The sequence below is a fragment of the Citrobacter sp. R4 genome (genome assembly GCF_026719175.1).
Taxonomy (GTDB): domain Bacteria; phylum Pseudomonadota; class Gammaproteobacteria; order Enterobacterales; family Enterobacteriaceae; genus Citrobacter_A; species Citrobacter_A sedlakii.
The window spans coordinates 22,984-40,172 of sequence record NZ_JAPPSU010000016.1; the positions used below are offsets into that span (position 1 = coordinate 22,984).

6 protein-coding genes are annotated in these 17,189 nt (G+C 58.8%); 4 read left to right on the top strand and 2 right to left on the bottom strand.

The window, feature by feature from the left end; all coding sequences use genetic code 11:
- Positions 1–18: 18 nt before the first annotated feature.
- Positions 19–1,680 carry a DNA repair protein RecN gene (gene recN, locus OOJ60_RS21955; RefSeq protein WP_199957849.1) on the top strand — a complete coding sequence of 554 codons (1,662 nt, stop codon included), beginning with the start codon at positions 19–21 and terminating at the stop codon, positions 1,678–1,680.
- Positions 1,681–1,829: 149 nt separating this feature from the next.
- Positions 1,830–2,174: an outer membrane protein assembly factor BamE gene (gene bamE / locus OOJ60_RS21960; protein ID WP_042288296.1), complete on the top strand. Its 345-nt coding sequence runs from the start codon at positions 1,830–1,832 to the stop codon at positions 2,172–2,174.
- 108 nt (positions 2,175–2,282) lie between these two features.
- On the opposite strand, the gene OOJ60_RS21965 is transcribed toward bamE, so the two are convergent.
- Positions 2,283–2,573 (bottom strand): RnfH family protein, encoded by a 291-nt coding sequence (locus tag OOJ60_RS21965; protein ID WP_042288298.1) that lies wholly within the window; start codon positions 2,571–2,573, stop codon positions 2,283–2,285.
- Positions 2,563–3,000 carry a type II toxin-antitoxin system toxin RatA gene (gene ratA / locus OOJ60_RS21970; RefSeq protein WP_042288300.1) on the bottom strand — a complete coding sequence of 146 codons (438 nt, stop codon included), beginning with the start codon at positions 2,998–3,000 and terminating at the stop codon, positions 2,563–2,565. The genes OOJ60_RS21965 and ratA overlap by 11 nt, the downstream gene beginning before the upstream one ends.
- 169 nt (positions 3,001–3,169) lie before the next feature.
- Here ratA and smpB point away from each other — a divergent pair, with 169 nt between their 5' ends.
- Positions 3,170–3,652, top strand: a complete 483-nt coding sequence (gene smpB, locus OOJ60_RS21975) for an SsrA-binding protein SmpB (protein ID WP_042289030.1) — start codon at positions 3,170–3,172, stop codon at positions 3,650–3,652.
- A gap of 614 nt (positions 3,653–4,266) precedes the next feature.
- On the top strand, positions 4,267–17,172 hold the full coding sequence (locus OOJ60_RS21980; RefSeq protein WP_205613187.1) for a BapA/Bap/LapF family large adhesin: 12,906 nt from the start codon (positions 4,267–4,269) through the stop codon (positions 17,170–17,172).
- Positions 17,173–17,189 lie beyond the last annotated feature (17 nt).

Consider the following 17,189-nt stretch of genomic DNA (forward strand, 5'->3'; position numbering starts at 1 on the left):
TCATACAGGAAAACGGCTATGTTGGCACAACTGACCATCAGCAATTTTGCAATCGTTCGTGAACTTGAGATCGATTTCCAGAGCGGAATGACCGTCATTACCGGGGAAACCGGGGCGGGTAAATCCATTGCGATTGATGCACTCGGCCTGTGTCTCGGAGGCCGGGCTGACGCCGACATGGTGCGAGCCGGCGCCGCACGTGCCGACCTCTGCGCTCGCTTTTCTCTGAAAGATACGCCTGCCGCCCTGCGTTGGCTGGAGGCCAACCAGCTCGAAGACGGACGTGAGTGTTTACTTCGCCGCGTCATTAGCAGCGACGGACGCTCCCGCGGCTTTATCAATGGCACTGCCGTTCCCCTCTCTCAGCTTCGCGAGCTGGGCCAATTGTTAATTCAGATTCACGGCCAGCATGCCCATCAGTTGCTGATCAAACCTGAGCACCAGAAATCGCTGCTCGACGGCTATGCCAATGAGTCCCAGTTGGTGCAGGACATGGCTTCGCGCTACCAGTTGTGGCATCAAAGCTGCCGCGATCTGGCGCATCATCAACAGCAGAGCCAGGAACGCGCCGCACGCGCCGAGCTGTTGCAATATCAACTCAAAGAGCTTAACGAATTTAACCCGCAGGCGGGTGAATTTGAGCAAATTGATGAAGAGTACAAACGGCTGGCCAACAGCGGCCAGCTTCTCTCTACCAGCCAGAATGCGCTGGCGCTGCTGGCGGATGGCGATGATGTTAACCTGCAAAGCCAGCTGTATACCGCGAAGCAACTGGTCGGCGAACTGGTCAGCATGGACAGCAAACTTTCCGGCGTGCTGGATATGCTGGAAGAAGCGACCATTCAGTTAACCGAGGCCAGCGACGAGCTACGCCATTACTGCGATCGTCTGGATTTAGATCCTAATCGCCTGTTTGAACTTGAACAGCGTATTTCAAAACAAATCTCGCTGGCGCGTAAGCATCACGTCAGTCCGGAGGCGCTGCCGCAGTATTATCAGTCTCTGCTGGAAGAACAGCAGCAGCTTGACGATCAGGCTGACTCGCTGGAAACGCTGACGCTGGCCGTTAACAAGCATCATCAGCAGGCGCTTGAGTCCGCGAAGGCGCTACATCAACAGCGTTTGCACTATGCACAGGAGCTAAGCGCGTTGATTACCGAGAGTATGCACTCACTCTCTATGCCGCATGGCCAGTTCACTATTGCCGTGAATTTTGACGAACATCATCTGAGCCTTGACGGCGCGGATCGCGTGGAGTTCAGGGTCACGACAAACCCCGGGCAGCCCATGCAGCCCATAGCCAAAGTCGCCTCCGGCGGCGAACTGTCGCGTATCGCGCTGGCGATCCAGGTGATCACCGCCCGTAAGATGGAAACTCCGGCGCTGATTTTTGATGAAGTGGATGTCGGGATCAGCGGACCAACCGCCGCCGTCGTCGGCAAACTTCTGCGCCAGTTGGGAGAATCCACCCAGGTGATGTGCGTGACGCACCTTCCACAGGTGGCCGGCTGTGGTCATCAGCATTTCTATGTCAGCAAAGACACTGACGGTGAAATGACCGAAACCCATATGCAGCCGCTGGACAAACGCGCGCGCCTGCAGGAACTGGCGCGACTGTTGGGTGGTAGCGAAGTGACCCGCAATACCCTCGCAAACGCGAAAGAACTGCTGGCGGCATAAACTTTTTGGCCCCTTAACGGTCAGAGTAGACAACAAAAACGCCGACGGACCCGTAAGCAAAAGGTTTTAAAGTGGTGAAAGGTCTATTATCATCGGCATATTACATATGAGCCACGTACTGCTCGGGCCCGAAAAGGAATCAAATCACTATGCGCTGTAAAACGCTGACTGCTGCCGCAGCAGTATTATTGATGTTGACCGCAGGCTGTTCCACTCTGGAGCGAGTGGTTTACCGCCCTGATATCAACCAGGGGAACTACCTGACCGCTAACGACGTATCGAAAGTGCGCGTCGGCATGACTCAGCAACAGGTTGCCTATGCGCTGGGAACGCCAATGATGTCCGATCCGTTTGGCACAAATACCTGGTTCTACGTGTTCCGCCAACAGCCGGGACATGAAGGCGTAACGCAACAAACGCTAACGCTGACCTTTAACAGCAGCGGCGTGTTGACCAACATTGATAACAAGCCGGCATTGACCAAAAACCCCTAAACCAGGCTTGAGAACGTAAATCTAAATGTTAAAAGGTGCTCAATGAGCACCTTTTTTGTCACTGGCAGCGTTTGCCGACTGAAAGTATCGCGCCCCGCCGTATATAGCCTACTTATTGGCAGACTTCTCCGCCCGCTGTCTGCGCAACTCTTTCGGGTCGGCAATCAGTGGGCGATAAATTTCAACTCGATCACCCTCCTGCAGCGTATCGCTCAACTTCACCGGGCGGCTGTATATACCCACTTTGTTTTTCGCAAGATCAATATCGGTGCGTAGCTCGAGCAGACCGGAAGCGCGAATGGCGTCTTCCACCGTCGCCCCGTCATGCAGCGTGACGCGCTGCAGATACTGTTTTTCCGGTAACGCATAAGCCACCTCGACAACAATCTTAGCTGGCACTGTAAACCTCTTTTGCGCGCACAGTGAATGCCTGCACCATATTGGCGGCCAACTCTTTAAAGATACGACCAAACGCCAGCTCAATGAGCTTATTGGTAAACTCAAAGTCGAGATGAAATTCTACCCGGCAGGCTTCCTGACTCAGTGGGGTAAATTTCCAGCCGCCAATCAGTTTCTTAAACGGACCGTCGACCAGATTCATCAGAATGCTCTGGTTACGGGTTAACTGATTGCGCGTGGTAAACGTTTTACTGATCCCTGCTTTGGAGACATCAACTGCAGCCGTCATCTGCCCCGGCGTGGACTCCAGAACGCGGCTGCCGGTGCAACCCGGTAAAAACTGGGGATAGGACTGTACGTCATTCACTAACTGATACATCTGTTCCGCACTGTAAGGGACTAACGCGGTTCGACTAATCTGCGGCATAGCTATTTCCATCAACAAAAATCGAACAAATAATAGCATTTATCCTACGGTAAAAAAAACGCTATCCCGCAACAGGGTACAACCCGGTTCATGCTAAGATAATCCCTTCACCCCCTGAGGACGAAATGGGGTGTTTTTCGATTCCAGTTTACCTATACTGAGCGGCACTATGACGAAGAAAAAAGCACACAAACCTGGCTCAGCCACCATCGCGCTTAACAAACGTGCGCGACATGAATACTTCATCGAAGAAGAATTCGAAGCGGGACTCGCCCTGCAAGGATGGGAAGTGAAATCCCTGCGTGCCGGTAAAGCTAACATCGGCGACAGCTATGTCTTGTTACGCGACGGCGAAGCGTACCTGTTTGGCGCCAACTTTACGCCAATGGCTGTCGCATCGACCCACGTGGTTTGCGATCCTACCCGCACCCGTAAGCTGCTGCTTAATCAGCGCGAACTCGACTCGCTGTATGGCCGCGTTAACCGCGAAGGGTATACCGTGGTCGCGCTCTCTTTGTACTGGAAAAATGCCTGGTGCAAAGTCAAAATCGGCGTGGCGAAAGGTAAGAAACAGCACGATAAGCGTTCAGATGTGAAAGAGCGCGAATGGCAGCTTGATAAAGCCCGCATTATGAAAAATGCCGGGCGCTGACGCCTGCAGAATGTGACCAGCCCGACATTTTAGGCTGGTCACCTTTAATGACTCCCTGAAATCACAAAAATATATTCTCCCTGATCGTATAAATATATTTGCTGAATCGTTAAAATAACAAGAATATATCTTTAGATATATTTACAGTTATTGCATAGCCGAAGAACCCAATACTTCAAATAAATATTTTTTCTTCTTCTTAATCGCCTGAATAACATTACAGTTTATGCTTGTAATGACTTCCCCTTGCACTACAACCCTCCCTTTAAAACCTTATATTACAATTACATAAATTGTCATGCCGCTTTGCTTTAACCGTTTTCCATCCAGTAAAGTCCGACCCGGAGAATATATTTTAGTGAACCTAAGCAAATCGTTAATATTACTTAAGTTGCAGAAAGAGATCTTTCTGGCTATATCATCTAATACGAAAGTACCAGTACATAAAAACAAAAGGTTATTCAGCACACAACAAGCCGCCATCCGAACGACCAGTAAACAGAAATCATCCGCGAGAATTCATCATAACGATGAACGAGGGCGCTCGTCTGCGTATTTTCCTGATGGGTGATTTTAAAAAATAACGCACTGCGCAAGCTATCAGGAGTGAATATATGCGTCTTCTCGCCGTTGTATCCAAGTTGACGGGCGTTTCCACCAATGTCGAAGCCTCTGAAGTCACACTTAATACCCCTTCCATAGTGAAGTTAAGCGCGCAACGCGAAGAAATCAGCCAGCTTGCTCGCGTTAATCAGGATTTGGTCATTACTTTTCATTCTGGTGAAAAGGTGACCATTAAAAATTTCTACGTCACTAACGATCAGGGCGCGAGCCAGCTGGTGCTGGAAGACGACAACGGAGCCTTGTGGTGGGTAGAGAACCCGGAAGCAGGACTGCAGTTTGAGCAGATCTCATCCATCGATGAGCTGTTAATCACCGCAGGCGGCGCAAATGAAGGCGCCGCTATTTGGCCCTGGGTACTTGGCGGCGTAGTCGCTGCTGGCGGGATCGCGGCAATCGCCGCATCGGGCGGCGGCGGAGGGGACGATGATGACGACAATGGCAGCGGTAACCCGGGCGGCGGTACAGACAATGGCGGCGGAGGCACCACCAACCCTCCACCGGGAAGTGTTGATACCACCCCGCCCGCATCGCCACTGATCACCAGCGCGCTGGATGCCGTTGCTGGCATCACCGGCGCCATTCAAAATGGCCAAACCACAAACGACAACCAGCCTGTGCTCTCCGGTACTGGCGAAGTTGGGGCCGTTATTATCGTTTATGACAATGGTCAGGTTCTCGGTACAACAACTGTAGACGCCTCGGGCAACTGGAGCTTCAAACCACCGTCTTCGCTCGCCGATGGCGAACATGAACTGACGGTTACCGCAACAGACAAGGCGGGCAATACCAGCGTCGTGTCCGGCGATTTTACTTTTGTTGTGGATACCCAGGCTCCCGGCGCGATAACAGATCTGGCGATCTCCGCAGACGGGCTTGTGATCTCAGGGAACGCGGAGGCCGGCAGTACGGTAACCATTACCAATAGCGATGGTACGGCGCTGGGTATGGTAACCGCAGACAGCAATGGCAAATTTACTTTAACGCTCACGCAAGCGTTACAGAACGGAGAAGCGCTGACGGCTATCGCGATGGATAAAGCAGGGAATAGCGGACCTTCCGGCACGGTTACTGCGCCGGACTCTACCCCGCCACAGCCTGCCGGTAATCTTGACGTTTCAGACGACGGCACCACCGTCACCGGCACCGCAGAGCCGGGCAGTACGATCACTATTCGCGATCCGGCGGGTAATCCCATTGGTCAGGGCAAAACGGATGACCAGGGGAACTTCAACGTCGTGCTGGATACGCCGCAGACCAACGGTGAAACGGTGACCGTTGTCGTCACCGACACGGCAAACCTGACCAGCCCTCCGGCAACCGCCGTCGCGCCGGACACCACCCCGCCGCAGCCTGCCGGTAATCTTAACATTTCCAATGACGGTTCCACCGTCACCGGCACCGCAGAGCCGGGCAGCACAATTACCATTCGCGATCCGGATGGCAATCCCGTTGGTGAGGGCGTAACGGATGAGCAAGGGAACTTCAGCGTCGATCTGAACACGCCACAAAAAAACGGCGAAACGCTCGCGGTGACCGCCACCGATGGTTCAAACAACACCAGTCAACCAGCCAACGTACAGGCGCCCGATATCACCGCGCCGCAAGCGCCGGTAGTGGTATCGATTGTTGATGATGCAGGCGATGTGAAAGGTGATCTGACCGCCGGGCAAAGCACCGATGATAATCAATTAACCTTCAGCGGGACCGGTGAGCCTGGCGCGACTATTACCATTCTGGACGGAGGGACGGCGTTGCCGGGGAGCGTTATTGTCGGCAGCGACGGTACATGGACGCTCACGACACCCGTCCTTGAAGACGGCAACCATAACTTTACCGTTACGGCGACCGACGCGAATAACCAGACCAGCACACCGTCCCCTTCTGTCACGCTTACGGTAGATACCAGCGCACCCGATGCGCCGTTTATCACCTCGCCGACCACTCCGGCGGCAACCAATCAGCCAGAATTACCCATTATCGGCACCGGCGAACCGGGCAGCACCGTTACGCTGTCTGATGGTAATACGGTTGTCGGCACGGCGGTGGTTGATGGCGACGGCAACTGGACAATAACGCCTGCTCCGGCGCTAACGGAAGGCTCGTACACGCTGACCGCGGTCGCCACCGATCCGGCGGGTAACCAGAGTCAGCCTTCTGCGCCGATTGTTCTGGAAGTTGATACCACCCCACCTGCGACTCCCGAAAGCGTGGTCATTTCTCAGGATGGCGGCACGGTGACCGGTACGGCGGAAACCGGCAGCACGGTGATTATTCGTGATGCCGATGGCAATATTATTGGTTCCGGCGTAGCGACAGACGGCACGTTCTCCATTGCGATCACGCCTGCGCAAACCGGCAACGCCGGGCTGACGGCCACTGCCCAGGATACGGCGGGCAATACCAGCCCTGCGGCAAACTTCAACGGCTCCGGCAGCGGACTGCCGGTTATCAGCGCTGTGGTCGATGATGAGGGTAGCATCCTGGGCGATCTGAGAAGCGGGCAAACCACCGATGACACCCTGCCCGGCCTGCGCGGTACCGCCACGCCTGATTCAACGCTCAATGTACTGGTCGACGGCGTAAATGTCGGCACGGTAACCGTTGATGGCACCGGGAGCTGGGTCTGGACGGCAACCGCGGCGCTGGGTGAAGGTACACACACCTTCCAGGTTGTTGACAGTGCGAATGCGGAAAATGCCTCGGCAATAGTGAATATCACCGTCGATCTCACCGCACCGGTTCAGCCAGTCATCGGCAGCGTAACGGATGATGTCGCGCCGGGCACCGGCACGCTCACCAGCGGCGATACCACCAACGATTCACGCCCGGCCCTGAGCGGTACCGGCACCGACGGCGAAACGATCTCCATTTACGATGGCGCCACGCTGCTCGGGCAGGTACAGGTGGAAAATGGCGTGTGGAACTTTACGCCGCCCACAGCGCTGGGTGAAGGCAGCTATAGCCTGACCATTACCGCCACCGATGCCGCAGGCAACGTCAGCGCGCCGTCAGCGGCGTTTGAGGTGGTTGTGGATACCACCGCGCCGCTCGTACCCACCATTATCTCCGCCACCGATGACAGCGATCCGCAGACCAGCATCATCAGCAACGGAGGCAGCACCAACGACACCACACCGACTTTTAGCGGCAGCGGTGAAAATGGCAGCATAGTCACTATCTTCGACAACGGCGTCAGGATCGGCACGGCCACCGTGACCAACGGTAGCTGGAGCTTTACCCCCTCCACGCTCAGCGACGGAACACACTCCATAACCGTCACCGCTACCGACGCGACAGGTAACATCAGCGCCCCTTCCGGGACGTACACCATCACCGTGGATACGATTCCGCCGCAGCCTGCCGGTAATCTTGATGTTTCCGATGATGGCCTCACGGTCACCGGTACAGCCGAAGCAGGCGCCACCGTGACCATCTACGGCAGCGACAGCGCACCGCTGGGTAGCGCAGTGGTTCAGGATGATGGTACGTTCACCGTTACCCTGAACACGCCGCAGACCAACGGTCAGATTGTGACCGCAATTGTCACCGATCCGGCAAACCAGGAGAGCACGCCAGCCTCTGTTACCGCACCCGACACCACTCCGCCGCAGCCTGCCGGTAATCTTGATGTTTCCGATGATGGCGTCACGGTCACCGGGACCGCCGAAGCCGGTACTACCGTGACCATCTACGCCAGCGACAATACGCCGCTCGGTTCCGCGCTGGTTCAGCCCGACGGTACTTTCACCGTTACCCTGAATACACCGCAGACTAACGGCGAGATTTTAACCGCTATCGTCACCGATCCGGCAAACCTGACCAGTTCTCCGGCCACCACCACTGCGCCTGACACCACCGCGCCGCTGGCGGCGGGTAATCTGGATGTTTCGGACGACGGCGCCACCGTCACCGGGACCGCCGAAGCCGGTACTACCGTGACCATCTACGCCAGCGACAATACGCCGCTCGGTTCCGCGCTGGTTCAGCCCGACGGTACCTTTACCGTCACGCTCGACACACCGCAAACTAACGGCGAGATCTTAACGGCTGTCGTCACCGACACGGTGAATCTGACCAGCCCACCGTCGACGACCATCGCGCCGGACATCACTCCACCGCAGCCAGCCGGTAATCTTGACGTTTCCGATGACGGCGCCACGGTCACCGGCACTGCCGAACCGGGCAGCACCGTCACCATTCGCGATCCCGATGGCAATCCGCTGGGTCAGGGCACTACGGACGATCAGGGGAATTTCAGTGTCGACCTCGACACGCCACAGACCAACGGCGAGACCTTAACCGCTGTGGTCACCGATCCGGCGAACCTGGAGAGCACGCCAGCCTCTGTTACCGCGCCCGACACCACCGCGCCGCAGCCGCCATCGAACGTGGAGGTGTCCGCGGATGGCAGTTCCCTGACCGCCACCGCCGAGCCGGGCAGTCGGATCACCGTTAAAGACAGCGAAGGCAATACTCTGGCGGTATCTGAGCCGGTTCCGGCGAACGGCACCGTTACCGTTTCGCTCACTCCTGCCGTGGTTAATGGCGAAACCCTCACGGTGACCGCCACCGATGGATCAAATAACACCAGTCAGCCCACCAGCGTGCAGGCACCCGATATCACCGCGCCGGAAGCGCCGGTGGTGGTATCGATTGCCGATGACTTCGGCGGGGTCAACGGTAACCTGGATACCGGGCAAAGCACCGATGACAACCGACTGACCTTCAGCGGTACCGGTGAACCGGGAGCGACCATCACCATTTTGAACGGCGGCGTGCCGCTGTCGGGTACGGCTATCGTAGACCCTGATGGCAACTGGACGCTGACCACAGACGTTCTCCCTGATGGTGAGTACACCTTCACCGCCACGGCAACCGACGGACAGGACCAGACCAGTCCCGCGTCCGATGCCGTCGTCATTACGGTCGATACCACCGCGCCTAAGGCGCCGGTTCTGACCATTACCGACAATACCGGGGAAATTACGGGCGAGCTGACCAATAACGCCGTCACCGACGCCACGCAGCCAGTGCTGAGCGGAAGCGGTACCGCCGGAGACATCATTACGGTGTATGACGGCACAACGGCGATTGGCACAACCGAAGTCACCAACGCCGGTACGTGGAGCTTTACCCCGGCGCCAGCACTCAGCGAAGGCAACCATACCCTCAGCGTCACCGCCAGCGATCCGCTGGGAAATACCAGCGCGAACTCCGCCGCAATCGTCATTACCGTCGATACCACCGCCCCCGCCACCCCGGCGCTGACCGTGGTCGACGGTGATGATGCGCCGTTAAGCAACGGCCAGGCGACCAACGAAACACAGCCGGTTCTCAGCGGAACGGGAGTCAACGGCGAGCGCGTTACCATTTACGACAAGGGTGTTGAGGTGGCCACCGTCACGATCGCCGACGGCGCCTGGGAATATCCTTCCGCCGTACTGGGCGAGGGTGAGCATGTGTTTACCATCACCGTGACCGATGCGGCAGGCAACGTCAGCGCTCCCTCCGCGCCAACCGGTATCGTGGTGGATACAACCGCGCCAGCAACGCCGAACCTGACGATCACTGATAACGTCGGCAGCCAGACGGGCTCGCTGGATAACGCGCAGTTCACCGACGATACGCTGCCGCTGCTGAGCGGAAGCGGCACCGCAGGCGACACCATCATCATTACCCTTGACGGCGTGGCGCTACCGCCGTTAATCATCGATAACGCCGGTAACTGGAGCTATCAACTGACGACGCCGCTGACATCGGGTGACCACGTCATCTCGCTGACCGTCACCGATCCAGCGGGAAACAGCACCACATCGCCGGATCGTATCGTGCGCGTGGACGCCCAGGCGCCGACCACGCCAACCTTCACGGTTAATGAGGACGGCGGGCCGCTGAGCAACGGCGGCCAGACGAACGATACCACCCCGACCCTGAGCGGAACGGGCGAAACGGGGAGTATCGTCACCATACTGAATAACGGCGTGGCGATCGGTACGGCAGAAGTCATTGGCGGCGCCTGGAACTTCACGCCGACCACTCCACTTGCCGAGGGCAGCTACAGCTTTAGCGTCACGGCGTCCGATGCAGCCGGGAACATCAGCCCGCCGTCGGCTGAGTTTGATTTAACGGTCGATACCCGCGCGCCTGATGCGCCGTTTATCACCTCACCGACCAGCCCAGCGGCGACTAACCAGCCTGAACAACCCGTCAGCGGCACTGGCGAACCGGGCAGCACCGTCACCCTCTCCAGCGGCGCAACCGTGGTCGGCACGGCGCTAGTTGATGGCGACGGCAACTGGACAATTGTCCCTGACGCGCCGCTTACCGAAGGTTCCTATACCCTCACGGCAGTCGCCATCGATCCGGCAGGGAATGCGAGCCAGCCTTCCGCCCCGATCACCTTAAACGTTGACCTTACCCCGCCGGCAACACCGCAGAACGTACTGATTTCTGACGACGGCGGCACGGTAACCGGCACTGCGGAAGCAGGAAGCACGGTGATCATCCGTGACAATAACGGCAACGTGATCGGCACCGGCGTGGCGACGGGCGGCAACTTCAGCATTGATATCACCCCGGCGCAAACCGGCACCAACACCCTGACAGCCACGGCGCAGGATGCGGCAGGTAACCTCAGTATTCCGGCTGACTTTGCCGGATCCGGCACGGGGCTGCCGGTGATTAGCGCCGTGGTCGACGACGCAGGCGGCGTGCAGGGTGATGTGCGTGACGGAGAGACCACCGATGACACGTTGCCCGGCCTGCGTGGTTCCGCTACGCCAGACACATCCATTAATATTATTGTGAACGGGGTTGTGGTCGACACAGTCACTGTCGACGGCACGGGCAACTGGGTCTGGACAGCCACCACGGCGCTGGGTGAAGGCGAGCATACCTTCCAGGTGGTCGACAGTGCAGATTCAAGCAAAGCCTCGGCGGTGGTTACCATCACCCTCGACCTCACCCCGCCTGCTCAGCCAGTCATCGGCGGCGTGACGGACGATGTCGGGCCGGGTACTGGCACGCTCACCAGTGGCGACACCACTAACGATGCGCGCCCGACCCTCAACGGTACCGGAACCGACGGCGAGACGATTTCGATTTACGATGGCGCCACGCTGCTCGGGGTAACGCAGGTGGTCAACGGCGTATGGTCCTTTACTCCAACGACGGCGCTGGGTGAAGGCAGCCACAGTCTGACCATTACCGCCACCGATGCCGCGGGCAACGTCAGTGCGCCGTCAGCAGCGTTTGAGGTGGTTGTGGACACCACCGCGCCGCTGGCGCCAGCGATCACGTCGGCTACCGATGACAGCGATCCGCAAACCGGCATCATCGCCAACGGCGGCAGCACAAACGACACCACGCCAGCCTTTACCGGTAGCGGTGAAGAAGGCAGTACCATTACGTTCTACGACAACGGTGTAAACATCGGCACTACGACCGTGACCAACGGTAGCTGGAGCTTCACGCCGCCTGCGCTCAGCGCCGGAACACACACCATAACCGTCACCGCTACCGATGCGATTGGTAACGTCAGCGCCCCGTCTGCGGGGTATACCGTTACCGTGGACACCGCCGCGCCGCGTGCGCCGGTGATCCAGAGCGTCACCGATGACGCCGACCCGGGCACCGGCGTACTGGCGAACGGGCAAAGCACTAACGACAGCCAGCCGACCTTCCAGGGGACGGCGGAGCCAGGCGCAACCGTCACCCTCTATGATGGCGCCACCGAAATCGGCAGCGTCGTCGCTGGCACAGACGGCAGTTGGTCGCTTTCTCCGGACAGTCCGTTAAGCAGCGGCCTGCATAACCTGACCGTTACGGCGACGGATGCCGCAGGGAACGAAGGTCCGGCGGCATCCTTCACTCTGACCGTCGATACCCAGGCGCCATCGGCGCCGGTCATCAGCGCGGTCACCGATGATGTCGCCCCCAACAGCGGCACACTGGCAAACGGACAAAGTACCAACGATACGCGCCCAACGTTGTCCGGAACGGCCGAAGCCAACAGCACCGTTAACATTTTTGACGGTACGACCCTGCTCGGCACTGTGCAGGCAGACGGCACAGGCGCCTGGACCTTTACGCCGCCTACCGCACTCGCCAGCGGTTCGCATACCTTTAACGTGACCGCGACCGATGCCGCAGGCAACGTCAGCCCCGGCGCGGGATTTAGCCTGGTGGTGGATACCGTCGCGCCCGTGGCGCCCGCCATCGTCAACGTGACCGATAACGTCACGCCGGGTACGGGCGATCTCACTAACGGCCAGACCACCAACGATCCTCGTCCCGTCATCACCGGGACGGGCGAGCCGGGTAGCACCATTAACGTCTTCGACGGCAGCGTCCTGCTTGGCACTGCGGTAGTCAACGAAGGTGGTAGCTGGAGCTACAGACCAGATGGGCTGGCGCAGGGGACGCACACGCTACGGGTGACAGCCACCGACAGCGCGGGCAATACCGGTCCGGCATCGGCAAACTTTGCCCTGACGGTCGATACCGCCGCGCCTGTCGCACCGGTTATCAGCAGCGTGACCGATGACGCAGGCCCGGTGACCGGCAGCCTGACCAGCGGTCAGTCCACCAACGATACGCGCCCCACCTTTACCGGGACGGGCGAGCCCGGTACCACTATCAGCATTGCGGATAACGGCGTGCCTATCGGCACGGCGACAGTAGGCAGCAACGGCGCCTGGACCTTTACCCCAACCAGCGATCTCGGTCAGGGCACGCATCCACTAACCTTTACCCCAACGGACGCTGCGGGCAATACGGGTCCGGCGGCCAGTTTCACCCTGGCAGTAGACAGTGTCGCTCCGCTGGCGCCAGCGATCACCTCGGTGGTGGATGACAGCGCACCGCAGACCGGCAACCTGTCGCCCAATCAGAGCACTAACGACACCCGTCCGACGCTTAACGGAACGGGAGAAGCAGGCACCACGCTCACCTTCAGCGATAACGGAACGGTCATCGGCAGCGTCGTCGTGAGCGCCAACGGAACATGGAGCTTTACGCCGACCACGGCACTCAGCAACGGGCCGCACACGCTTTCCGTGAGCGCCACTGATACGGCGGGCAACGTCGGCCCATCCAGCAGCTTCAGCCTGACGGTGGACACCCAAACGCCAGCCGCACCGGTCATCACCACGATCCTGGATGACGTCAGCAACAACACCGGCGCAGTAGGCAGCGGGCAAAGCACCAACGATACGCTGCCGGAACTGCGCGGCACCAGTGAGCCGGGGGCGTTTATCAATATCTACGATGGCGCAACCCTGCTTACGCCAACGCCGATTCAGGCGGATGCGAACGGGGCGTGGAGCTTTACGCCGACGACTGCGCTGGGCGAAGGGTCGCATAGCTTTACGGCCCAGGCCACCGACGCGGCGGGCAACGTCAGCCCGGCCTCGGCAATCTCCACCATTGTTGTCGATACCACGCCGCCTGCCGCGCCAGCGAACCTGGCGGTGGTCGCCAACGGCACCAGCGTAACCGGTACGGCGGAAGCGGGCAGCACGATTACCATCACCGGCAGCAACGGCACGGTGCTGGGTACCGGCGTCGCAGACGGCACCGGCAATTTCTCCATTGTCATCACGCCGGCGCAGGTTGGCGGAGAAACCCTGCAGGTGGTTGCCCAGGACCGGGCTGGCAACATCGGAACGGCAGGCAGCGTCGAAGCGCCGTTTACCGGGCTGCCAGGCGCACCGGTGATTGTCTCACTGACCGATGAGGTTGGTTCAATCACCGGGCTGGTGGCCAACGGTCAGGCAACTAACGACGCCACACCGCTGATCAACGGCACCGCACAGCCATCCTCAACCATCACCATCTACAGCGACGGCGTGGCGATTGGCACCACCACTGCCAACGCCCAGGGGAGCTGGTCGTTCACCCCGCCTGCCGGTATGGCTGACGGGGCGCACGCGCTGACCGCCACGGCAACCAACGCTAACGGCACCGGCACCTTTTCTTCCACCTTTAACGTCACGATAGACACCGTGACGGCTGCGCCCACCGGCAGCATCAGCGCTGACGGCGCCAGCATCAGCGGGACCGCCGAAGCGGGCAGTACGGTCACGATCACCCTCAGTACCGGCGAGACGCTCACCACCACTGCCAACAGTAGCGGTAATTACACCCTGACTTTCGACCGCAAACAGACCAGCGGGGAAAATATCAGCGTCAGCGCCACTGATGCGGTTGGCAACGTTTCAACCACCACCCAGGTTCAGGCGCCAACGCTCCCCATCGCCGCCAGCGATAACGTGGAGAACCTGACCATCACCACCGACGCCACCGTGACCACCAATGACTACAGCGACTACGGTTTGCTGCTGGTAGGCGCGCTCGGCAACGTGGCGAACGTGCTGGGCAACGATACGGCGGCGGTCGAGTTCACCGTCCAGGACGGCGGAAGCGCCAATCTGGTGATCGACGCCAGTACCACCGGGGTGGTGCTCTCGCTGCTCAATACCCAGGAAGTGGCGATCCAGAAATACGATGCGGCCACTAACTCGTGGACAACGGTCATCGACACCGCTCAGGCACAGTTCGCCAACCTGCTGACGCTGGGCAGCAGCGGCGTAACGGTGAACGTCACCGGATTAGAGGGCGGAACCTATCGGGTGCTGACCTATAACACCGCTCTGCTGGCGACGGGCTCTTACACTGCGCTGAACGTCAACGTCGAGCAGACCAGCGCAGGCGCCATCACCAGCGCGGAAACGCAAACCGGTAACGTACTGAACAACGACAGCGCGCCGCAGGACACCGTAGTAACAACGGTTACCAGCACCAACGGCAACAGCGTTACGCTCGGCTCCGGCAGCAGCGTCCTTCAGGGCGTCTACGGGACACTGACCATCAATCCGGACGGCAGCTACAGCTACGCGCTGAACCCGAACAGCCCGGCATCGGTGGTCGGTCGAACCGAAAGCTTCACCTACACTATCACCGGCGGCGGTAATACAACCTCGGCGAAACTGGTGATCACGCTGGGCAATGAGACTCCGGCCAGCAGCGTTACGGCTGTCGATAACGTCGCTACCCTGCCCTATGACACGCTGGTGGACGCCGTTAACAATGGTCCGTCTTCGCAGGGTGGTTTTACCGTGGTGAACGTTAGCCTCGGCAACGTGCTGGATGTTGGGGTGCTCGACAGACTGAGTAACCCGATAATCTTCGACGTTGAAGAAGGCACGACACGTACCATGACGCTGCAATCATCGATAGGCGGCGTGGCGGTGGCGTCGAGTTTTGACCTCTATATCTATCGCTTTAATGATGTCACCCAGCAGTTTGAACAGTGGCGGGTAGAGCGAAACTGGCTGAACGCGCCGCTCCTGGGCGGTCAGTCCAATCCGTTGACCCTCAACCTCCCGGGCGGTGAATACCTGTTCCTGCTGAACCCGTCATTTGGCATCACGGCGCTGACTGGCTATACGCTGAACATCCTTGAGGATCATGTTTACAGCGTAGAAAGCCTGAGCACCACCACTCAGGGCAACGTGCTGAACGACGACGTCGCGCCAGACGGAACGCTGGTGACCCAGGTGAACGGCGTCGCGGTGGCACAGACCGGCACCACGACGATTGTGGGTGCCTGGGGCACGCTGACCATTGATGCGCAGGGGAACTACACCTACACCCTGAAAAGCGGCCTCGGAGCTGACAGCACCTCCACGCCAGACAGTTTCGTTTATACGGTCCGGGCGCCAAACGGCGATACTGACACCGCTTCACTCAATATCCAGCCAACCGCCCGCGCGCTGGATGCCGTGAACGATGTCAGCGACACCCTGATTGCGCCGTCGGTGCAGGATACGGTGAGCTATCTGGACAGCTCTGTCGGCACAGCAAGTTGGGGAGCGTTTGGCAGAACCGGCAGCGGCAGCGGGACCTTTGACGTCGCGGCTGGCACAATTCTGAAAGGCGCAGCGATTGTCTTTAACGTTTCCACACTGATCACACTCGGCAACCTGACCATCACCTGGACGGTGCTGGAAAATGGCGTAGTGATTCGCACCGGCACCGTACCGGTTTCCAATATCACCCTCGGCGGCGCCACGGTAACCGTCAATCTCACCGGGCTGGAGCTGGACGGCGGCACGTATACGCTGAACTTCACCGGTAACAACACTCTGGTGGGGGCTGCGACCATTACGCCGCGCATCACCGGTACCACAGTCGATCTGGATAATTTCGAAACCTCCGGTACGCATACCGTCAACGGCAATATCTTTGACGGCAGCGACGCCTCTGGCGTGCTGGATCAACTGAACACCGTCGATACGCGTCTGACGGTAACCGGTTTTAACGGCAGTACCGCGACGCTGGATCCGTATTCCAGCGGGACGACCACCATCCAGGGGCAGTACGGCTCGCTGCAAATCCGCGCTGACGGCTCTTACACCTACACGCTGAACAACGGCGTCGCACTCTCATCTATGTCCACGAAGGAGACCTTTACCTACAAACTGGATGACACCCGTGGTCATACCGACACCGCCACCCTGACGGTAGATATTGCTCCACAGGTCGTCAGCACCACGCAGAACGATGTCCTGGTGGGATCGGCCTACGGCGACACGTTGATCTACAACCTGCTTAACGCCAGCAGCGCGACGGGCGGAAACGGTACGGATACGTGGAGAAACTTCTCGCTGACGCAGAGCGACAAAATCGACATTGGCGACCTGTTGGTGGGCTGGAACGGAGATAACGCCACGCTCGGCAGTTATCTCAACGTCAGCACCAGCGGCGGCAACACCACGATATCCATCGACCGCGACGGCGCGGGGAGCACGTATCAGTCAACGGCACTCGTCACCCTGGAGAACGTACAGACCACGCTCAATGAGCTGATTGAACAGAACCATATTGTGACCTGATAAGTACAAAAAACGAC

Coding starts and splice junctions, on each gene's coding strand:
- OOJ60_RS21980 (WP_205613187.1), top strand. CDS start 4,267: ATGCGTCTTCTCGCCGTTGTATCCAAGTTGACGGGCGTTTCCACCAAT.
- bamE (WP_042288296.1), top strand. CDS start 1,830: ATGCGCTGTAAAACGCTGACTGCTGCCGCAGCAGTATTATTGATGTTG.
- smpB (WP_042289030.1), top strand. CDS start 3,170: ATGACGAAGAAAAAAGCACACAAACCTGGCTCAGCCACCATCGCGCTT.
- recN (WP_199957849.1), top strand. CDS start 19: ATGTTGGCACAACTGACCATCAGCAATTTTGCAATCGTTCGTGAACTT.
- ratA (WP_042288300.1), bottom strand. CDS start 3,000: ATGCCGCAGATTAGTCGAACCGCGTTAGTCCCTTACAGTGCGGAACAG.